This window comes from Bacteroidota bacterium (assembly GCA_036522515.1).
Lineage (GTDB): Bacteria > Bacteroidota > Ignavibacteria > UBA10030 > SZUA-254 > VBOC01.
In genome coordinates this window covers 63,067-82,829 of record DATDFQ010000001.1, presented here as the reverse complement: position 1 = coordinate 82,829, position 19,763 = coordinate 63,067, and the positions used below count along the sequence as shown (strand labels likewise).

Annotated in this window: 21 protein-coding genes and 1 tRNA gene; 2 read left to right on the top strand and 20 right to left on the bottom strand. The window is 53.8% G+C overall.

Going from position 1 to position 19,763, the window contains the following annotated elements:
• Positions 1-102 precede the first annotated feature (102 nt).
• Positions 103-175, top strand: a tRNA-Gln gene (locus VI215_00330).
• 86 nt (positions 176-261) lie between these two features.
• On the opposite strand, the gene VI215_00325 is transcribed toward VI215_00330, so the two are convergent.
• Positions 262-876, bottom strand: coding sequence for a TMEM175 family protein (locus VI215_00325; GenBank protein ID HEY6190750.1), 615 nt, complete (start codon positions 874-876; stop codon positions 262-264).
• Positions 877-966: 90 nt separating this feature from the next.
• On the bottom strand, positions 967-1,593 hold the full coding sequence (locus VI215_00320; GenBank protein ID HEY6190749.1) for a hypothetical protein: 627 nt from the start codon (positions 1,591-1,593) through the stop codon (positions 967-969).
• A 344-nt stretch (positions 1,594-1,937) separates the two neighbouring features.
• Here VI215_00320 and VI215_00315 point away from each other — a divergent pair, with 344 nt between their 5' ends.
• Positions 1,938-3,038: a LamG domain-containing protein gene (locus VI215_00315; GenBank protein ID HEY6190748.1), complete on the top strand. Its 1,101-nt coding sequence runs from the start codon at positions 1,938-1,940 to the stop codon at positions 3,036-3,038.
• Positions 3,039-3,192: 154 nt separating this feature from the next.
• Here the strand turns inward: VI215_00315 and VI215_00310 are convergent, their stop codons facing one another.
• The 18 genes from VI215_00310 to VI215_00225 all read right to left on the bottom strand — a co-directional run bounded on the left by VI215_00310 (position 3,193) and on the right by VI215_00225 (position 19,693).
• Complete coding sequence (locus tag VI215_00310) at positions 3,193-3,699, bottom strand: hypothetical protein (protein ID HEY6190747.1); 507 nt, start codon at positions 3,697-3,699, stop codon at positions 3,193-3,195.
• Between the two features lie 458 nt (positions 3,700-4,157).
• Positions 4,158-4,805, bottom strand: a complete 648-nt coding sequence (locus VI215_00305; protein ID HEY6190746.1) for a hypothetical protein — start codon at positions 4,803-4,805, stop codon at positions 4,158-4,160.
• Positions 4,806-5,027: 222 nt separating this feature from the next.
• Positions 5,028-5,261, bottom strand: coding sequence for a hypothetical protein (locus VI215_00300; protein ID HEY6190745.1), 234 nt, complete (start codon positions 5,259-5,261; stop codon positions 5,028-5,030).
• 13 nt (positions 5,262-5,274) lie between these two features.
• Positions 5,275-6,930 (bottom strand): metallophosphoesterase, encoded by a 1,656-nt coding sequence (locus VI215_00295; GenBank protein HEY6190744.1) that lies wholly within the window; start codon positions 6,928-6,930, stop codon positions 5,275-5,277.
• A 291-nt stretch (positions 6,931-7,221) separates the two neighbouring features.
• A complete protein-coding gene (locus VI215_00290) occupies positions 7,222-7,575 on the bottom strand; it encodes a hypothetical protein (protein ID HEY6190743.1) in 354 nt (117 codons plus the stop codon).
• A gap of 540 nt (positions 7,576-8,115) precedes the next feature.
• Entirely contained in the window at positions 8,116-9,012 is an 897-nt protein-coding gene (locus VI215_00285) for a pyridoxal-phosphate dependent enzyme (protein HEY6190742.1), read from the bottom strand.
• 74 nt (positions 9,013-9,086) lie between these two features.
• The gene (locus VI215_00280; protein HEY6190741.1) at positions 9,087-10,058 is read right to left on the bottom strand and encodes an ornithine cyclodeaminase family protein; all 972 of its coding nucleotides are present in this window, start codon (positions 10,056-10,058) and stop codon (positions 9,087-9,089) included.
• Positions 10,059-10,090: 32 nt separating this feature from the next.
• Positions 10,091-10,576 carry an isoprenylcysteine carboxylmethyltransferase family protein gene (locus VI215_00275; protein ID HEY6190740.1) on the bottom strand — a complete coding sequence of 162 codons (486 nt, stop codon included), beginning with the start codon at positions 10,574-10,576 and terminating at the stop codon, positions 10,091-10,093.
• A gap of 503 nt (positions 10,577-11,079) precedes the next feature.
• Entirely contained in the window at positions 11,080-12,975 is a 1,896-nt protein-coding gene (locus VI215_00270; protein HEY6190739.1) for an alpha/beta fold hydrolase, read from the bottom strand.
• A 251-nt stretch (positions 12,976-13,226) separates the two neighbouring features.
• A complete protein-coding gene (locus VI215_00265; protein ID HEY6190738.1) occupies positions 13,227-13,475 on the bottom strand; it encodes a (4Fe-4S)-binding protein in 249 nt (82 codons plus the stop codon).
• Positions 13,476-13,499: 24 nt separating this feature from the next.
• Complete coding sequence (locus tag VI215_00260; GenBank protein ID HEY6190737.1) at positions 13,500-13,937, bottom strand: methyltransferase; 438 nt, start codon at positions 13,935-13,937, stop codon at positions 13,500-13,502.
• A gap of 42 nt (positions 13,938-13,979) precedes the next feature.
• Positions 13,980-14,975 (bottom strand): matrixin family metalloprotease, encoded by a 996-nt coding sequence (locus VI215_00255; GenBank protein ID HEY6190736.1) that lies wholly within the window; start codon positions 14,973-14,975, stop codon positions 13,980-13,982.
• Between the two features lie 31 nt (positions 14,976-15,006).
• A complete protein-coding gene (locus VI215_00250; protein ID HEY6190735.1) occupies positions 15,007-15,633 on the bottom strand; it encodes a porin family protein in 627 nt (208 codons plus the stop codon).
• 42 nt (positions 15,634-15,675) lie between these two features.
• Positions 15,676-16,164, bottom strand: a complete 489-nt coding sequence (locus VI215_00245; GenBank protein ID HEY6190734.1) for a 3'-5' exonuclease — start codon at positions 16,162-16,164, stop codon at positions 15,676-15,678.
• Positions 16,165-16,203: 39 nt separating this feature from the next.
• Positions 16,204-16,569, bottom strand: a complete 366-nt coding sequence (locus tag VI215_00240; protein HEY6190733.1) for a hypothetical protein — start codon at positions 16,567-16,569, stop codon at positions 16,204-16,206.
• Positions 16,570-16,603: 34 nt separating this feature from the next.
• Positions 16,604-17,005 carry a hypothetical protein gene (locus VI215_00235; protein HEY6190732.1) on the bottom strand — a complete coding sequence of 134 codons (402 nt, stop codon included), beginning with the start codon at positions 17,003-17,005 and terminating at the stop codon, positions 16,604-16,606.
• A 75-nt stretch (positions 17,006-17,080) separates the two neighbouring features.
• The gene (locus VI215_00230) at positions 17,081-19,396 is read right to left on the bottom strand and encodes a T9SS type A sorting domain-containing protein (protein ID HEY6190731.1); all 2,316 of its coding nucleotides are present in this window, start codon (positions 19,394-19,396) and stop codon (positions 17,081-17,083) included.
• A gap of 21 nt (positions 19,397-19,417) precedes the next feature.
• Positions 19,418-19,693 carry a DUF4242 domain-containing protein gene (locus tag VI215_00225; GenBank protein ID HEY6190730.1) on the bottom strand — a complete coding sequence of 92 codons (276 nt, stop codon included), beginning with the start codon at positions 19,691-19,693 and terminating at the stop codon, positions 19,418-19,420.
• Positions 19,694-19,763 lie beyond the last annotated feature (70 nt).

Sequence of the window (19,763 nt, the reverse complement as noted above, 5' to 3'; positions counted from 1 at the left end):
TTCTATACCAATTGACCCCAGTGGTTGCAAAATGGTTGCACCCTCGCGGCTAAATCAGCCCCCTTCCAGAGAACCCCTTGGTAAAATTGGTGTTTTTGACATTGCCCGGTGGTGTAATTGGCAACACACTTGACTCTGGATCAAGGAAGTCTAGGTTCGAGTCCTAGCCGGGCAGCATAAAACGGGCAGTTTTCACTGCCCGTTTTCTTTTATGGCCTGCCGCGTCTCAATGCTGCAACCTGAATAACCCCCCGGTTCAATTCACTCGTGCTTGAGACTAATCCCAAGTACTAACCAAAAGATCCAGATGAAGGTGGTAACGATTGCAACCGTAAGTGGAAACCAAACAGCGAGAATCCCCAACACGATATAAAGCGAGAAGCCATAATACCCATACATATTCTGTTTACGCGTCATCAAAGCGGCGCTTTCATTCTTCGCCAGGTGATTCCTGATGGTGACACCGGTCATTAGGATCCAGGCAATGGCTTGAAGCGCCAGGACAGCGGTATAGAGAATCACGGCGGGAGCAGCGTGGTCGGTGAATATATATTGGCCCAGCAAGGCGGTGGGAAATGGAATAATCACAACTGTAAGCAAGAGCAAACCATTCGCATAGATAAACGCGGGCGACGATTTGTTCAACATTTTCAAACCGTTGTGGTGATTTACCCATGTGATCAGGATTATCACAAAGCTTAAGACAAAAGCAAATACCGACGGGGCAAGATGCTTGAGGGCGAGCCAGAATTCGGCATTATTATTTATGGTTTCCGACGGCGGAATTTTTATGTCCAGAATCAAGAGCGTCAGCGCTATTGCAAACACTCCATCGCAAAACGCTTCTAATCGTGAGTTGGGATTTGTTTCTGTCATGTTATGTCGGTTGTTTGACTTGTTGAAAAGGTAACCTGGCCAGCCCTAAAAGCTTTATACGAAATTTGAACCGCCCACGGGGGTTCAATCTCAGGGTCTTCTATACTTTGGAATCGTTCCTTTACTTGATCCCTTCGGCGGGGGTTCCACAGAAAAATACTTTGCAAGATCCGCGGGCATGATGTGCGAAGGTGAACGGTCAAAAATCGCATCAGTTCTTTCAAGGGCCCGGGCTACGAGACCGGAACAAATCTGCTGTCCGTCAAATCCGAACTTGAACTTGCCTCCCATGATCAACCCGATTGCTATACTCAAGATTGTCACCCACCCGTATTGCTCCCCCAAACACCACTTTGCAAATTCGACGACCTGTTGCCGATCGTGTTCATCCGCGAGACTTCCAAGCTGAATGAGATGATAATCGGTCTCCTTATACCTTGATATATTTGTTTGCTCCACCCCGGGCCCAAGCGCTTCAACTAATTCACCATCTACGGAAGTGATCATCGCGGCATGGCTCCACCAGGTATACTTTCTATCCACTCCATAGAACCTGATGCCTTGACCGAATCGAATGAGATAACTGTAAAATGTGTTTCCATGCGTTAGGATGAAATCTCCCGGCTTCAAATCTTCCTTTGGGACTTCATTCCCGGGCGTAAAATGGACGACCCTTATTCCCTCACAACGCGATGTATTATGATTGTTTGCGAGCATCGTCCCAATATACTATGAAATCTTCCCAATAAGGAAAACTGGAGTCATAATCTGGTCGGACTGATTAAGGCGATAGAGCTCGCTTTCTAGGGAGGTCGGGCCAAATGCACTTCTACACACATCAAATTGGGCCTGGATTCATCGGTTTAGGGTCACTCGGGGGAACAATCTCCGGTGCCGAATGAAAGTTGAACTTTGAATGCATTATTAGTAGATTCGATTCGGGTCCGGGAGCTCACCGGTTTGGAGGACTTCCGCGTCGCCATCACGCCTTTAGCATTCTTGACTCCATAGGAGGGTTGTATTCGAGTCAAGGCAATTTCCATTCGAGAGGAGGATCCATCATGAGACTCGCACATCACCTCGCAATCCTTGCGTTCGCATTCGCCACGTTCAGCTGCCAGAATAGCGTGCGTGTCATCGATACGCCTCAGCCGGCTGGAAAGATCGTGATTCGCTTCGAGCGTGTACCCGCATCCATCACCCACGTTGTAGCCGCTCTTTCCCGGGAAGGATTTGAAAGCGTTTTCCTTGAGCTGACGATTGCCGACAGTGGACAGGCCGCAACCGGAACATTCCAGGACATCGCCATCGGGACCTGGCACTTGAAGGTGACGGCGATGGACGAAGCCGACGTCGTCCGCTTTTCAGGGGAAACGGACGTAACAGTTCTCTCAGGAGAAACCGCCCACGCGGACCTTGTCCTTGAACCGGCGACCGGAAATCTGGAAATACATGTGAGCTGGGGGAACGTCAGCAACCCCGACATTACTACAGGATTGGTCCTTTATTTCCCGTTCGAGGGAAATACAGTGGACTCAAGCCTCAATCCGAACGATGTCAACAATGGTTCTGCAATCAATCAAGTATACGTGCCAGACGCGTGGGGAAACCCCAATAGCGCTTACCTCTTCAATGGTGTGGATAATTACATCACCGTGGACAACAGCCCGAGTCTGAATCCCACGAACCAGTTGACCATTACAATGTGGATGAGGATCGACAGCGTCACGAACAACTATCCGCTGCTCATATCCAAGGGGGCGCCTCAAACGGAGGGTTTCTCAAACAGAGAGTATCTCATCACCTGGAAAGATAACTTCGCCTGTCCCTATCTCCAGATCTATTCCGCCGGAGATAGCGGTGGTCAGAATGAGTTGATTGAGGAATCTCCATGTCATCAGATCGGGCAGTGGCTATTCGTCGGGGCGGTGATCGATCGCCAGAACCATCATATGCAACTCTATATCAACGGGAGTCTGAAACAGGAAGTTGGAGATTCATACTCGACGTTTAATATCTCGTCAAGCCCTCTGCTTATCGGATACACTCAAGAAATATCGGCGGACTATGGAGTGTTCCAGGGGGCGATGGACAACTTACGCATCTACAGGAGGGCGCTCACAGCGGACCAAATTCACTTCCTTTACACCTCCCACAAGTAAGTCTTGCACATGGGTAGGCCGATGTTCAAGTCCGAGGCGTCCTGACGAAAACGGGCAGAGGAAACTGCCCGTTTTCATTTTCACCCCGCCACCTTTGGATTTTTTTTTGGCGAGAGATTCAAAAGGGGGAAATTCTAGCGGGAGTCATTCTCCTTCAACGGGATGAGCCGCCTCTGAACTCGTAGACATGCGGTTTAGTGATGCTTAAGCCCACGATGGTTCCGATTAACCCGCCTGCAACCGCTCCCCCGGCGGTGCCCAACGCCATAGTAAGCCCTTTACTGTCGCTGCTGGCGTCGAACCCATCCGCGATGCGGGAGCCTGCAAGCGCACCTCCCGCCGCCCCGGCCGTAAACCCGAGCAAACCCCCCTTTAACTTATTGGAGTTTGTCGAGATCGTGTGTATGTTTGCGACAGGGACATGAAAGAGACTGTCAGATTCTGTCGATTGCCACGAAACAGAATCATGTTCGATATGAACCCCCCTGCCCCTCACTTCCGAGCCGTCGTTGAACAAGACTTTCACATCCTCGAATTGAATCGTCTGGTTGAAACTCTCAATCGAGATGCCGCCTCGCTGATCGGTGGGAACCACAAGCGTGGATGAGGAGCAGCCGCCCAGAGTGAGCGCCAGAACAATGATGCATGTTTTTGAAATCACGTTAGATCCCTCTCCCTTGTCTGTGAACCGGGCCAACCGGGACGCCAGTCCATAGATGATCTGAAATGTCAAAACCCACCCATGCATCCGCCACATACGGATTCATGGATGGGTCTTGATGGTAGCACAGCCCCCGTGTGCGATTCTCCCGAATTAAGAAGTAAGTTTACCCATAGTAGAGAGAAAGATGGCTAATGTCAATTGGGGCTCGGGATGCACCAGCGGGGCAACGGGAGATATGCCGGGAGCAAACACTCATCGAATTCCGCCTACTTTGACTGATTGATCTGAGTTCCTGATGGAGTGACCGGGTCTTCAAAGATGCCACGCATGATCCTCAAACAATACCTTCCCTCACTTTCGAAACTTGCCGGGGAGGCAGGATGACGGAGGCGGCATGGCTCGCGATGAGATTTTTCGGATTTTCAATCCAAGGCCCCATTCACAGCCCGCAACGATCAGTTTTCCAATCCGTTCGCGAATCGACCCGCAGATTTCTGCATTTCACGATCCACGCTGACGGAAACCGGAAGTGAAAGGACCTTTCGGAATTCAGTCAATGCTTCACCGCGACGATCCTGGCACATATACACTTTGCCAAGCTCGTAGTGATTTCGTATGACGCCCGGAGCCAATTTGATCGCCGTCCTGAAAGCGACATCCGCTTCTCCATACCCGCCGTCCGGAAGACCGTCCAGGAAAACATTCGCCAGTTGCTTTTCCACCCAACTGACATCCCCGAGCGCTTTATAAAATGAACCGAGGATCGAGTACGCCACATCGTCGGAAGAATCGAGTTTGATGGCCAGGTCTATTTCTCTCTTAATAACGTGGCAGAGCCGCACCTTTGTCTTGCTCCCTTCGAACATGGCAATATTCCCGTAGGAGGCAGCTAACCACGCGTGAGCCTCTGAGTTCGTTGAGTCTGCGCGCACAGCCCGGTGCGCGAACACGAGCGCCTGTTTATACAGTGCCAGTTTATTTTCCGGGATCGACGTGTCGGCCAGGCAAGTCCATGCCCTGGCGATCCGCCAGAGCACGACGACGGAGTCTGGGGATTTCGGCAAGACGGAATTATAGAGGGCGACTGCCTGGAGGTAATTCATTCGGTTGAACTCCCGGTCTCCCATATCGTGTGTAGCAGGGATCTCCGAAGGAGCTGGAAGGAAGAGAACGGCGAGCATAAGATGTATAATGGGATATACCATTTGAACCTGGTGGAGGAACCCCGGTGGGAGGGTGCCGCGTGCTGAGGATCAGAATCGTGTAATTGTAATGTAACACATTCGGGGGCAGGAACCTACTAGTCCAAAGGGATTAATTATGGGCTAGACCCTCGCGACTAATAAGGGGGCCTCCGTGGCGACGAAATGAGTGAGTGTTTCCCTAATGAATGCACCTGCATCCTGAATGTGTAACGTCTGTGAAAGAACCGGAATTGGAATGAGCACTACGAGGAGAACGGAGTATCCCCAGGTCGGCCGCGAATCGATCCAGCCGACCACATTCCCCAACAAGGAAGCGACAAGGGCGAGTATGGCGTATTTGTACTTCTCTTCCATTTTCCAATCTGTTTCATCTTATCAGAACAGCTTTTTTCGTCGCGACATAACCTCCCGCTGATATGCGATAGATGTATAACCCGCTTGCATTGGAGCTCGCATCCCAAGTCGCCGTGTAATTGCCGGGCGGTTTGTCTTCCTCGATTAGTGTGGAAATGAGCTGCCCGATCGGATTGAAGATCTGGAGCCGGACGTGAGTCCGTTTCGGGATTGAAAATGAGATCGACGTTGACGGATTGAAGGGATTAGGATAGTTTTGTGCCAGCGAATAGAATCGCGGAATTGGAGTTGACTCTTGATCGCGATCAGGCGGAAGGGGCGGAAGCTCTTCCGTTGGCACTATTTTGATTCGTTCCGCGCCGCCCACCGCGGCCGGCGATGACTCGAGTATCAGCTTTCCGTCTTGATTTACCTTCACCCAGTAGCCCTTCCCGGGCCGGATGCTGTCAGTCGGAGCATAGCTGCCATCATAGCCGAAAAACCTCGAGGTGATGAGCCCGCCGGGGGCTGAAGAGACACCAGACACCTCCACGGACGAACTGATCGATCCGATCATATTCCAACCTTCTCTAACATCGATGGTGTCGAGGGTACGGGGTGTCCCGCTGATTGGAACAGTTTGATCCCCGTCAAACTTGAGCCAGTATGCTTCTCCATTCGCCAGGGTGTCTCTGTGCAGGTAGGCATCTTGATAGAAAAACGCCGGAGAGACTGCAGTCGGGAAAAGGGCTGTTTTCTTGAAATCGCTCGCGGTAAGGGGAACGGAAACCATATTCCAATTCTGGCGGATGTCGACTGACCTGACGGTTTTGATCGTATAGTGGTCAATCAGAGTACCCGCGCGATTGTAGAAGGCAAACACGATACTGTCCTCGTACGCCGTCACAAGCTGGGCCCCGTAATTGGAATTGTACCGATACTGGCTGCCGGCAATCGGGGCGCCGAGCGGGTAGAGGCTTTTCCCTCCCAAGCCGTTGACGATATAGAGGAGTTTGTTGATCTCAATCCTCTCATAGATGTGCTCATGCCCGCAGAGAACGGTTGTCGCACCCCATTCCTGGAACGGCCAGCGCATGCGCGTCGTCGATCCGTGCGTAGTTCCCGATGTGTAGGGCGGGTGATGGAAGATGACAATCCTCCAGCGAGCGGAGGAAATTGAAAGCCTGTTCTGCAACCATTGCGCTTGTATTGAGGAGCTCGAAGTTCCATCCGGTTCGAGAGTATCGCTGTCGATGCAGAAGAACTGAACATTGCCCGCCACGAAGTCATAGTATCGCTCATTACCGGGGAGAGCGAAGTAATTGAGGTAGGGTTGCGCCCCCGGTGATTTCCAATCATGGTTCCCGAGGGAAGGAAAGAAACGGTTTACAGTGTCTCCGGTTCCATACGCTCCGGTATAGGGAAATATGTACTGATGATAATATTGCCCGATGTTCTGGTCGATCGTCGAAGCGAGGCCGTCCTCGTAGTTATTGTCGCCAGTGGTGACAATAAACTCCGGATTCCAGCCGCTCACCAGGGTTGCGACATCTGCTTCGGGTTGCCCGGCGAATCCGTAATCCCCTATGACGGCAAACCGGGCCGTCGGAGAGGCCTGAGCCAAGGCACGGCCCGGCAACGAAATCAACGCGAGCCCCGAGAGGGCGAGAATGATTGATATCTGGCGCATCATCTGCTCAGGAAACGTAGCGAAAAGCGGAGGGAGTGTCAACTCGGAGGAGGGTGGTGTCGCAGTTTCATCTCATGTCGTCATCCCGGCATTTTCTTAGGTCGGGATCTTTCTAAAAGAGTTGAAAGATCCTGACCAGGAGCATGTCAGCATGACGAGTTCATAGGAAGAAGAGCCACTACCATGAAGGCGGCGGCTACCAAACACGAGGCAACGAACGCAGCCTAAAGGCTGCGGCTACCAAACCCGAATGATCGGCGCAGCCTGAGGCTGCGGCATTGCAGGGACGAATTACCTGCAGATGTACGACTGGGTGTAATGGGTGAGAGTGGAAGTTCCCGCATCATCTACCGATGCCATGCAAGACAGCTTAAACATAAAATCAGATACATCGCTGGAGAACGCGTGGACGCTGAATGTGATCACCTGGGATGCAGAGGAAGATGTCCCATCCCAAGTGCCGTAATAGTTACTGTTCTCCTTGATCTGATATCTTGTCCCCGTCGTTTGACCGACTCCATTGATTCTGTTCGTGGTCAGATGATACGACATGGAATAGAGACCGTCGGGCCGATGAACCGTTTGCGTCGAAATTGTAATCGTCCCCGAGGTCGAAATATTTTCCCCGTTACAGGGATTGAACATTTCCGTAATCGGATACGACTGGGTCGCCTGAGAAATCGGTGTATCATTTGTCAAACCCGATGAAGGGCTATTCTCCCGGTCACGAACGGAGACGGATGTTTCGTTTTCAGCACATCCTGCAAGAGCGATCAGCAGGAAGGATACGAGAAGGGCGACGCCTTTCAATGTAGTTCCCTTTCTGGATAAGTACATAAGATCGATCAGTCTTGTTTTCCCGGGGAGCACGCCCTCGTGATACATCCCAAGAAACAAAGCCTGAGCGCTTAAAGCGGTTGTTTAGACTAGATGAGTCAACTGATTATGGGGGTAATTTGGCAGAACCTCCCGCATTTACAGGCAGCGGTTTCGCGCACGAAGTTAAACACAATTTCCGTCAGAAGCAAGAAAATTGGGTAGTGTCTCAATCGCCCGAACATGTCATCCTGAGGGAGCGTAGCGACCGAAGGATCTCGTCATTCCGATCTACGAGATCCTTCGCTTCGCTCAGGATGACAAAATAAAACAACACCGAGTAGAAGATCGCCAGAACATCGTACAAACTTAAGGCACCTCATCCCTCATTATCTTCGCCACCTTATCGAGATCAATGTTCCCGCCGGAAATGACACACACAATCTTTCCATGCCCTGCTTTTCCAGTCAGAGCGGCCGCAAGCGAAGAGCCTCCTGCTCCCTCCGCGATCACGCGGCTCCGTTGAATGAGCAACTTGATCGCCCGTCCAATGTCCGAGGGACTCACTACGATCGATCCGGTTACCAGCGAGCTGACAAGGGGCCACATTTCTTCAAGTAATCCCGCACTTCCGATGCCGTCGATAAAGCTCGGGACATATTCCACCTTTTGCGGACTTCCCGCCTCGAGAGACTTGAAGAGGGGAGCCGCAGTGGATGTTTCGGAAGCGTAGATTTTTGTTCCCGGACGCAAGGCGCGTATCGCCGAAGCTATTCCGGAGATCAATCCACCCCCGCCATACGGCACAACCACCCCATCGACATCCGGAAGGTCTTCGACGATCTCCAAACCCACCGTTCCGTTCCCCGCAATGACCGCCAGATCGCTCACCGGGTGGACAAAGAAGCCTTTCATTCCTTCGAACTCCCGCGTGACCAGGACCTGCCACCACTTCTCGAAGGGTATCTTGATGTACTTCGCCCCTAATCTGGTGATCGCGTCCAGCTTGGCCTGCGGGGCGTGATCGGGCACAATCACTGTGCAGGGGATGTTCATCGCCCTGGCGTTCCACCCCACACCCTGTGCCATGTTTCCAGCGCTCGGGGTATAGACACCTTCGGCGAGCGTAGCCCTGGGCGCGAGGGCCATGGCGTTGCTGGCGCCTCGCAGCTTAAAAGACCCGATCGGTTGAAGATTCTCGAGCTTGAGGTATAGTTCGCCGGGAAAGTCCTCATGATAGAATCGTATCAGAGGGGTGCGGTTCACTCTGCCGCGAATCCGCTCCCTGGCAGCTTTGATATCATCGAGCGGAATGGGAACCGGTAGTGGGGCAATCGGCGTCATTCCGATGCCTTTCCCTGAGTAGCGGCTCGATAAACATGCTCGGCCGCATAAATATCCTCGATCGCTATGCCGAGCGACTTAAAAAACGTGATCTCGCTTTCGGTCTCCCTCCCTTTCTTCGAACCCACCAGAACCTCTCCCAATTCTCCCTTCACATGATCGTCAGTAAGGGCTCCCTCTTTCCTGGGAATTACGAAATCACCCGCTTCTCTGAAGAGCGATTCGTACCTGTCCGTATACAGTTTTGAGTTGAGAACCGCCGAGGTATCGAACTCCCTTGCCGAAGGGATGCACGCTCCGACGGCATTGATGTGGGCCCCCTTCTTTATCCATTCCCCCAGCACGACGGGAGTCGCCGAGGCAGTCGTTGTGCAGATAAGATCGGCATCGATCACAGCCTCTCTTGAATCCTTTACCGCGATTGCGGAGACGTTATGTTTTTTTGAGGTCGCGCGCGCAAGCGCTTCAGCGTTCGAGTAATCGCGGCTCCAGATTTTGATTGCACTGATTTTTCCCGCGCAAAACATCGCCTCGACATGTTGCGCTGCCTGCGTTCCCGAACCGAGGAGGGCAAGAGTGGAAGAGACATCTCTTGCCAGCAATTTTGTCGCCAATCCGCTGACTGCCGCGGTCCGTATCGCTGTAATTGCATCCGCATCGATGATGGCGAGCAGTTGTCCGTGGGTACTCTCGAAAAGGAGTACCACTCCTTGGTGGGAGCTGTAACCATACTTCTTATTGTCCGGAAACACGCTGATCACTTTTATTCCGATCATGTTCTTGTCTGATGAATGGGCGGGCATCATTCCCAATCCGCCCGTTTTTTCAGGGAGCCACATGATCGAGCGAAGGGGTTGCAACGCTTTTCCCGAGACCAGAGAGGTGAATGCCTCTTCCATTAACGCAATGCACCTTTCCATCGGAAGGTATCGCACCACTTCTTCTGCGCTTATGTAGAGCGGTTTCATGGTCGGGGGGAGTTTCTGTCTCGGCGGGCGACTCAGTGCGCGCGGGGGATCCAACGGTTGACAGATCGTTTGTACTCCCGATAGCTCTCTCCGAACCGGCGCTCCAATCCGGGCTCCTCGATATAGCAGACTAGCATGTGAATGAGAAAGAGCCAGACAAGCGAAAAAAGGAGAATTGAAATCGAATGCTGGTAAAATCCGAATCCCATGAGCGCCACCCATCCGCCGATGTACATGGGGTTCCGCACAATCCGATAGGGACCCGATGCGACAAATTCGCGGGGAGGATCGAACGGAGCCGGTGTCCCTTCTCCGCGCAACACAAGCGTGCCCACACACAGGAGCCCGAGAATTCCTCCCAGGGAGAGCTGCACAATTCCGAGCGGCTCCGCCCACCCGGGCAGCACAATCGGAATGTACCGGTCGTATGCGCGAAATCCAAGGCTGATCCACGCCCAGAGCGCCACAAATCCGGTTCCGTACACAACGGCCCGCAGGCCGGTGAAAAGCATCTTCATTTCAAGCACGCAATCGGATGAATGATATAATCCCCAGAAGATAAAGGTTTCTCTGTTAACATACCACAGTCAGAGATTGTAGGTAGTGCCGCAGTTTCATCTTCTCTCGTCATCCCGACATGTTTTAGGTCGGAATCTTCATAAAAGAGTTGAAAGATGCTGAGCAGGAGCATGTCAGCATGACGAAGTGGAGAGACGTTCGGCCAAATTGAGACAGCACCGAGTGGTCGGGGGAGGCCGAAATTCGACTGCCGAACCAAAAGACCGCAGCCTAAAGGCTGCGGCTACCAAGCCCGAGGAATCGGTAGCCGCGACCTTCAGGTCGCGGGACGATAAGTGAACGAAAATCAGCCAGTACCGGATTGTGCCAAAGAGTGGAAGAGACGCTCGAGGAACTCTATCGCCCCCCTATGATTCAATTCCGAGGTAAATCGGAGGTACAGTTTTGAGGTAGGTTAATCAAAGAAGTGTTGCTTCGGCGGGGCGAACCTATTGGATTCTGTTTACTTGATCAGCACCATTTTCTTCACACTTGTAAATGTGTTGGACGGATCCGAGCCGCTTGTTGCCTCCAGCCGGTAGAGGTAGATTCCGCCCGAGAAGCCGGAGGCGTCCCAACGGACAGACTTCTCACCCGGATCCTGGACTTGATCAACCAGCCTCTCGACCTGTCTTCCGAGGACGTCATAAATATCGACGACCACTTTCGCCCGATGCGCCAGCGAATAGTAGATCGTCGTCGTGGGATTGAACGGATTTGGATAGTTCTGAGCGAGGCTGAATTCCTCCGGGGTCGGATTCCCACCGGCAGTTGGTACTCCCAGCGGAATCCCTGCAAGAATGGGCAACTCGATGTAACTGGGATGAGCCGCATCCATATAGATCGTTGTATGGCTTCGCTGGAAGACCGGGACGACGAAGGGATAGTATCCAAGCAGCTTTCTGTTCGTTTGATCAATATTCGTCAGTTCAATCCGGATTGAATTCCCTGCCTTGAAACGGTGCGCATGCGCATTTCCGTCCGCGTCGATGGCGTGAAGGGTGCCCGGCTGATTGCCTCTCCCCTCATAGTTGATCCTGTTGACAAAACACTTGTTGCCCGCGGGGTCGACTTCATACACCTGAGCGTTGACCGGAAACTTGTCCGCATCGGATGAGACATAGAGATGCATCGTCGGCACGCCGAGCCAGTCGACATTCCCCGACAACGGGGCCGATTGGAACACGAGGGCCTGCCGGTGAAATGAGGAATCGAACCATTCGCCCTGAAAATCATCCCAGTATGCCCAGTAGATCGAATAGTCCGGGTCGCGGAAGTCGTTCAGGAGCACCTGACTCGCATTGGAAACCGGAAGCGGGTTGGGCGACAGGGAACCGTTTGCCGACAAATAGAATTTGAAGGGGGTGATTCCTGCAGGAGGCCAGCCGGGCAACGTTCGCCGTGTCCACGTAAAATATCCGTTCGTATCCATCGGCAACGCGCTGTATGCATACGTGATATCGGGTTGACGCAGGATTCCGTTGTTGTTGCCCATGAGAAATTGATCAAACCAGCTGGTGATCCAACCGAACTGATAGTTCCATTCCGACGGCACATCGTCAGAATAATGTCCCCCGGTACCGATGTAGAGTTTTTCGGCATTCTTCCTCGCGCGGTACACATCGTACGCGTTGATCCCCTCGTTCGCCCTGAAGTAGTGATCCTGCCATTTGCCGAACATCATCAGGGGCGTTCTTGCAAGCTCGAAAGCCCGGGCGTCGATGTCGCGGGGAGGAACAAACCTTGTGTAAAAACCGTCGTAGTCATCCGCGATGAAGTGATTGAGGAGCGAATCGCGGATCGGGTCGAAACGCACCGTGTTCGCGGAAAGGAGATAGGCAAGCGTGGTGCGATAGCAGCCATTGGCAAGCATGTCGGAGGCCCAATGCGGACCGATCACGTCGGCGGTGATCGCCGCTACCGGGAGGTCATCCGCCGCCGCCCACAACCCATGGAGCCCGCCCTGTGATCCGCCCGTAAGCCCGATTGCCGAAGCGTTCACACCCGGCAAGTTGCCGACATACGTAACGACCGTTTTTAAATCGTCGCGTTCCTTCCACGACATGATCGTCGAAAACCCCTGGGAGTTTCCGTGCCCGCGCACGGAATAGGTAAAGGTCAGGTACCCCATCCGGGCGTAGATTTGGGCAGAGGCGTCCGTCTCGGCCTTGCTCATGGCAAAACCATGAATGAAAATAATCGCAGGATATCCGGAACGCGGTGGAGATGTCGAGGGCACATAATACGTTGCATCAAGCAGAATTCCATCAGAAGCAGGGACCGCTACCACATGCTGGGTCTGGGAAAGGCAAGATACTGAAATCAGGAGAATCAATAATCCAACAACGCCGGGTCTCATTCCACGGACTCGTCTGTTGGTACTCCTGCATTTAAAGGATAAACACATTTTGAACCGGGACAATTGGAGAGAAATAAATCGTTGAAGTGCGGAACCCCGATTACCACGAGGACTTGGATGTCAAGAACCGGGGTCTTCTATTCGCACACAGTCTATGTTAGGAAAAATTTTCCGGATGAGCCTTGACGTGGATCAATGCCGGGTCGATTTACCCGTTTCAGCCCGGGGAGCAGAATCCTGCTTTCTCCCATTTATTTTGAGGGTTGTTCGACCTCTTTCTGCTTCATATCGACCAGGTACGACAATGCCTTCGAGGGACATTGTTCGACCTGATTGATAATCTCTTCCGTCGTCGCACCCATCGGATCGATCCAGGGCCTTCGGTTTACGTCAAATACAGCCGGCAACCCAAAGACACATTTACCGGAATGCCAGCACAGGTGCGGCTTCCAGACTATCGTCACCTCCCCGTTCGAGTATTTCTTGGTTATCTCTCGCATAGGATATCCTTTTCATAAATTCCATCAGAACACAAAGGGGATTATTCTCTTGGTCCTTCCGGAATACTCCACATAGTCAGGATACGCGGCTTTGAGGAACTGTTCTTCGAGGAGAATTCTCACAACCAGGCAAAGGACAACGAGGACCGCAACGGCGATCGCGTCTGCCGACCGGTGAGAGAAGACGCCTGCCAGGATGAAGTACGTAGCGGCCGCATAGATAGGATGCCGCAGGTAACGGTAGGGACCTCGCGTGACCATCTCTCCTTCCGTCGGATTGGCTCCGGCATGGAAGCTACGCCTGCCAAACGTAACGCGCGCCCAGAGCATCAGGCCAAACGCGAGGCCTTGAATTGAAAGTCCGAGAGGGTTGGAAGAAATCAGATAGTCCTTGAAAGCCAGGAAAACCACACCGGCGACAGCGATCGCCACGGCGACCAGCGACATCGTCTTGGCATTCATAATACTCTCAAAGTAACGAAAAGGAGAAGGACTTTCAAACTGCTACTTGCCGGTTTGACTCGCAGCCCTCGGGAGGGACAAATGCGCGCCGGGAAATTTGTCTTCCAGGAGACGCATATCCCCCGCCTTGAGGCTGAGGTGGGCCAGATCCTGCTTCTCCAATTTATAGAACATGATCGACGTCGAGTCTTCGACATGTCCGAACCCGAGAGCGTGGCCGAGTTCGTGAGCCAGGGCAGCCCTCAGGTCCACCTCTTCTTCATATTCATAGATATTGATTTCGCTCCCGTTGAACTGGCCCTTCTCGAACTCCCGCACGGATACAAACCGCCCGTTGTAGTTCTCGATTTGGAGGTTATATTGGGTGACCAGCTTATTGATGGCGTCCGACAGAGCGGTCGCTTCCGATATCGCAACGTTCAGCGCGATACGCTCCCGTTCCAGGTTTGCGTGAAACTTGTTGAGCTCGACCTCCTCCGCATTGAGCTCCGAATAGACCTCCTTCGGCGCCCCTCCGGATTCGTTCCAGCGCGCGACCTTGCGATTGTGCGCCTCAACCTTCTGCTCGCAAGCCGACAGGTCCCCGGAATACTTGCTTTCCAGCTCTTTCACCACCACAACCTTCGAATCATATTCATCCCTCAGGTTGTCGAAGGACTTTCCCGTCAGGCTGATCTTCCCCCTCATCATTCTCTCCTCGATCCTTCGCTGTTGTCTCGCGTCAAAAACCATTTCTATTCTAAACGGAGCGGACGAGTCATACCGGAAGAGCTCGAGACCCACCGGCCTCTCCCACACCGACCCCGCTTCTCCTATCAGTTTGAGGAACCTCGCCCTGGTGATTCCAAATCGGGGATCGAGGGATCCGACGCTGAATTTCATCGGATAGCCGGGCTCCGCATCGCCGCTTGATCGGGGAGTGCCGAGACGGGAATAATCTCCCGAAGGGTCCGGGAGAAGAAGTACGAAGAGGAGAGTCAGACCAAGAATTGTGACGAGGGCTATGAGAGCTCCCTTTAACTCCTGTCTATGGCTCAACGGTAAGAGTCCTTCGCTCTGGAAACTCTGCTCAGGGCCGGAAGAGCAGGCCGACCATCGGTTGAATGCCCCGGGAGCGGAGTTCCGGAGCCCCCGGATCCTCGGAATTGAGATTATTGAGTCCCGCAGAGTAACGGACATCCAGGAGAATCGAACATGCGGAGGAGAGCGCGTATTCTCCGCCGAGGCCTGCATCGAGCGCGAAATCGATCCGGCTATATCCGCGTGTCAGCATGTACCCGATATTGGGACCTGCAAACAAATGCGGCCTGAGAGCACCCTCACCGAACTGAATGCCGAGAGTAACCGGCAATTCAAGAAACTCGAGCTTGAGGGGTTGCGTGGTACTCAAAGGCGGACCGGCAAAGACGCTGTAGTCGATACGCAGCTTCGTCCCCTTTTGAACATACATCGGTTCGATCCTGAGGAACAGGAGACTTGTCAGATCGGCCTGCACTATTCCGCCGAAGGCCGGCCCTACGTAGGAGGAAACCCTCGAATCGTCCCAGTAGAAATCATTCAGAGAAACCGAAAGCGTCGCGATGTTGATTCCCGCCTCTCCGCCCACCCGGACCTGAGGGAATGCTCTCGTTTGAAGGCAGAGCAACAGAACCACCAGGAGCACAGAAAATGAAAGCCATCGGACTATCTTCTTCATCGATTGTATCCTCCTCAAGTTTTGGTTGTCAGAAATTCCGGTTCACATCGACCGTAGAGCGTGAATCATGATGCGGGCGCACGCCTCGGTGTCGGAAGCCGCGTCATGATGGTTGAGCGGAATATCGAAATGCCGGCAAACAGCGGGTAGGTTCGTCGGGTAAAGGCTCCAGAGGCGGCGGGCGAGCCACATCGTGCACTGAAACGGAAGCGCGGGCGGGGTGACGCCGTACGTCGCACAGCACGCATGGAGCACCCCCTTGTCGAACGACGCGTTATGGGCGACGAGAAATTCCGCCCCGCGGATCACCTTCTTGAACTGCGGCCACAGTTCTCCGAAGGTCGGCTCCTCTTTCACATCCTCCCAGGTGATCCCGTGGAGATAGGAAAAATAGAAATTCTCCCGCGGGGGTTTGATGAGAAACGATTTTTTTTCGACGATCACCCCCTCTTCGACCGTGACAAGCCCTACGGCGCAGGCGCTATCGGGTCCAAAATCGGCAGTCTCAAAATCGATCGCGACAAATCTCATATTCTAATGACACCTCAACACGCTCGGCCGGAGACCCACCTACTTGTTCACCATCTTCCACTCTCCGTCCGAACCTTTCTGAAAAACGAAGTTGAATGCTTTTCCCCTCTCGATCGCGGACCCGCTCGGGTCTTCGCACGCGCTGATGATTGCAACACTTGTTTGAGCTTTTTCTGCATCCTTCCTGAATTCCTGCCAGATTTCCTCCACTTCCATTCGGACCCTCAAGCTGTCGGCGATCCCGAAGTCGGTCAGGTATTGCAACATGATGCTCGTCGTCCCGTCCCCGAAGGTAACCGGGCCGATGCCGATGACTTTCACCATCTTTCCCGAGGGAAGCGTCCGGACGCTAAGACTCTGCTGGCTTCCGCAGTTGAGCGCGACTGCCGAGCAGAGCAAGATCAACAGAGACGATAGTTTCATAAGGACTGTATTGTGACTACTGTGAGAGTTTCGTTTGAATCCCGGTCAGTATCTCGTAGTAAACATCCCTTGCCGGGGTTTCGCCGATGTCGACGTGACTCCATTCGCCATGGATTTCCTTCTCGATCGAGACGCTTCCGACCACCTTTGTTTCGGAATCTGAAAGCTTCTCGAGCGAAAAACTCAGCTTCGCCCTCGATTGAACGACGATCGGCATCCCGAGTCCTTCATTGATTCTGTAGCCGGTGTCGACCCGGCCTGATTCTTTGTCCGCCGTTGAGACGGGGAACCCGCTCTCCTTACAATAATCGACCACGGCCTTGAGTACTTTCTGGTAGTCGGCCTGGTAGACTCTCGTTCTGTGTGAGATATCGACCGTTTCTACCGCTCCGCTGCAGCCAAGGAGCACGAAGAACAAAAGTGGTAGCTGAAACTGCTTTCCCAACTCTAATTGTCCCACGTCAAGTCCCTTCTATCCCGGTGGTCTGATTGGTTACCGGACGATGTAGATCCTGTCGGTCGAGATCCGGTTCTTTCCCGTCACACGCAACATATACGTCCCCGAAGCGAGCGCGCTCGTATTCAGCGTAATCGCCTGACGGACTCCGACGGACGGGAGGGTCCTGGTCTGCACCGTCTGCCCGAGGATGTTGTACAGGTTCAGTACGACATCCGTCGCCGGGAGATTGAACTGAACGGTCACGGACTTCCCCGCGCTCACCGGATTCGGATAGAGAAGCGTCCAGGGGACCGGATGCTTGCCGGAATTCGAGGGAGCCTCCTTGACGCCAGTGATCTGACCGTTAAAGTAAAGCTCCGCATGCTGAAAAGCGTCGATCCCGACAGTCTTACCGAGAATCCGGCCGGGCATATCGTCGATCGGCGGGTGAATACCGCCCCAGATCCTGGAGAGACTGCACTGATCGGATGCGTCGCGATAGGTCGCCCACTGGAGCATCACATCGACACTCGGCCCGTCTTCGAAGACCAAAAATTCATTCCTCGGCGCCAGAAATTCTGCCATGCCGCCGGGAAAGTACTCATCGCCTGTAAGGAGAGTCATCAACTCCGACGCGGCCCGGGAGTAGGTGGAGTGTCCCGAGACATACCCTGCAAACGGCGGGGTCACAAATGTCGGCCTTTGATACGGCCACCAGCGTTTCGCGAGTATCCAGCCGACCCCGATCACATCTGTCCTGGGGTTCTTGGTGGAATCGGGTCCCCTCCAGGCATGTAGTTTGATTTTGCCCACGTTCACGTCATTCACCCCCGCCAGAGAGTCTCCGTGTTGGACAAGTTCGATGTATCCTGGAACGAGCGGAATTCCCGCCGGTGAGTAACTTGGTAGCGACGTATCGCTGCACTGCCCGTGATCCGCCATCCAGCGGATCGCCGAGATGGGCCGCACATAATCATACCAGCCCTTGATCCCCCAAGCGACGATCGCGGCGTCGTGCACCGCACCGCCGAGCGCGAAATACGACTTCACATCCCACTCGAGGTCTTCCAGAACGGGCCCCTGTCCCCGGAAGCGCTTCTGGAACAACGGATGATCGTCGACATAGTTCAAAATCGTGAACCAATGCCCGGGCGGGGTTTCCGAGGTGGGGCCATCCGCCCAGAACTCGGCAAGGACGCGAGTATAATCTCCGCGCGGGACATATTGCGGCTGGTACGGCTGGCCGGTGCGCGGATTCAGGGTGCGGCCGGTTCCGATATCGCCGCCTTCTTGCAGCTTGTAGAAGTTCTTGAGATCGGTCAGTGTCTGCGGAAGATCCTGCACGTTCCCGATGGAGGCAGGCGAGATGTCCCACATGGTGGTGTCTGTCGCGTCGAGTTGACCCGACCAGACCGCCACCAGCGAGAACGCCCATTTATAAGCCTGGGTCAGGACGCCTTCAGGATCCAGCGTGTCGATATAGGCGGGCGGCCCCGGATCGTGATAGACCTGATAATCAAAACCGCCCCGGTTATACGTTATCTTGTCCGAGGCCTTGAGGGCGAACGGAGTCACCTGCCCCCATTCCGGACTGAGAAACTTGGTGGTATCTCCGGGGATGACGTTTCCGGCCTGATCAATGATCACCTTGAGGGTGAGTGGCTGCCAGCGGTTTGGGTCGATGAGGCTCGAGTCGCCGGGAAGGATCGGAGCGAGAGGCGGGTTGACCGGCGTATAGTGTGTGTTGGCGTAGCCGTTTGCTTCGTTGGCGCCATCCTGCAGCCCGTAGGCGATCAGTTGTTGCCCGAGGTAGTTGCCCAACGCGGCAGGAGAACCGTTCGAGTAGTCTGTGGAGGCGAACGATGTGTCATACCCGAGTCTGATCATCAAGGAATCAAAACGGTGCAATGACTGCACGGCCCCGGGGGACTTGCTGAACCGGTGCGTAAGAAAACGATAGGTCGCGTAGCTGATGGCCTGTTCCCTCGCGGCATGCAGATCGACGGGAGGGGCGATGCCCGCAAAGGGACAGGTGAATCCCCCGACGGTTTTTCCAAGAAAATAGGTCTGAGCGAGCGTATCGTAGACCGCCCAGGCGTCGTACATCGCGATCGAGGTGTGAAAGAGATTGCGGGCGTGAACCGTCGGCCTGGCGAGGTCCTGCCTGATCGCGGCAATCAGCACTTCGTTCCACTGGCGCGCAACGGAATGCTGCGCCCGAACGGGCCCGGCGATGCCAAAAAGAGCGAGGGAGAGCAACAGAACCTGTGCTCTCCCCCTTAAACAGCGCGATGTCACCGGACGCCGGTCGGCACCCATTTTCATCCCTTCGTATTTCTCTCTTCCCGGAGCGGCCGGGGCGTTCAGCACGTAGAAAATGCTTCCGATCGCTCAGGCTCCGCCGGTGACCGGATCGATGATGGCCATGACTTCGGAGACCCTGTTCGCGGGAAATCCACCCGCGGTGGCGTGATCCCGCACCATCTTCTCATTCGGGGCGATATACACGCAATAGATTTTATCGTCGACAACATAGCTATGGAGCCACTGAATTCTCGGGCCCATTTGGCCTAACACACCGCAGGACTTTTTCGCAATTCCCTGGAGATCCTGTGCAGACATTTTGCCTGCTCCGGGGATTTCGCGCTCGATCACATATTTCGGCATAGGATAGCTCCTTTCTGGATGGATGTTGGATTATGTGTGCTTGGATTTCAGGATTATTGATACCGGATCG

Excerpts from the sequence above, each read along its gene's own strand:
- VI215_00225 (HEY6190730.1), bottom strand. The coding sequence starts at position 19,693 with ATGCCGAAATATGTGATCGAGCGCGAAATCCCCGGAGCAGGCAAAATG.
- VI215_00290 (HEY6190743.1), bottom strand. The coding sequence starts at position 7,575 with ATGTTCAATCCCTGTAACGGGGAAAATATTTCGACCTCGGGGACGATT.
- VI215_00270 (HEY6190739.1), bottom strand. The coding sequence starts at position 12,975 with ATGAGACCCGGCGTTGTTGGATTATTGATTCTCCTGATTTCAGTATCT.
- VI215_00250 (HEY6190735.1), bottom strand. The coding sequence starts at position 15,633 with ATGAAGAAGATAGTCCGATGGCTTTCATTTTCTGTGCTCCTGGTGGTT.
- VI215_00305 (HEY6190746.1), bottom strand. The coding sequence starts at position 4,805 with ATGAATTACCTCCAGGCAGTCGCCCTCTATAATTCCGTCTTGCCGAAA.
- VI215_00245 (HEY6190734.1), bottom strand. The coding sequence starts at position 16,164 with ATGAGATTTGTCGCGATCGATTTTGAGACTGCCGATTTTGGACCCGAT.
- VI215_00280 (HEY6190741.1), bottom strand. The coding sequence starts at position 10,058 with ATGAAACCGCTCTACATAAGCGCAGAAGAAGTGGTGCGATACCTTCCG.
- VI215_00315 (HEY6190748.1), top strand. The coding sequence starts at position 1,938 with ATGAGACTCGCACATCACCTCGCAATCCTTGCGTTCGCATTCGCCACG.
- VI215_00325 (HEY6190750.1), bottom strand. The coding sequence starts at position 876 with ATGACAGAAACAAATCCCAACTCACGATTAGAAGCGTTTTGCGATGGA.
- VI215_00265 (HEY6190738.1), bottom strand. The coding sequence starts at position 13,475 with ATGCGAGAGATAACCAAGAAATACTCGAACGGGGAGGTGACGATAGTC.
- VI215_00275 (HEY6190740.1), bottom strand. The coding sequence starts at position 10,576 with ATGAAGATGCTTTTCACCGGCCTGCGGGCCGTTGTGTACGGAACCGGA.
- VI215_00300 (HEY6190745.1), bottom strand. The coding sequence starts at position 5,261 with ATGGAAGAGAAGTACAAATACGCCATACTCGCCCTTGTCGCTTCCTTG.
- VI215_00320 (HEY6190749.1), bottom strand. The coding sequence starts at position 1,593 with ATGCTCGCAAACAATCATAATACATCGCGTTGTGAGGGAATAAGGGTC.
- VI215_00260 (HEY6190737.1), bottom strand. The coding sequence starts at position 13,937 with ATGAATGCCAAGACGATGTCGCTGGTCGCCGTGGCGATCGCTGTCGCC.
- VI215_00295 (HEY6190744.1), bottom strand. The coding sequence starts at position 6,930 with ATGCGCCAGATATCAATCATTCTCGCCCTCTCGGGGCTCGCGTTGATT.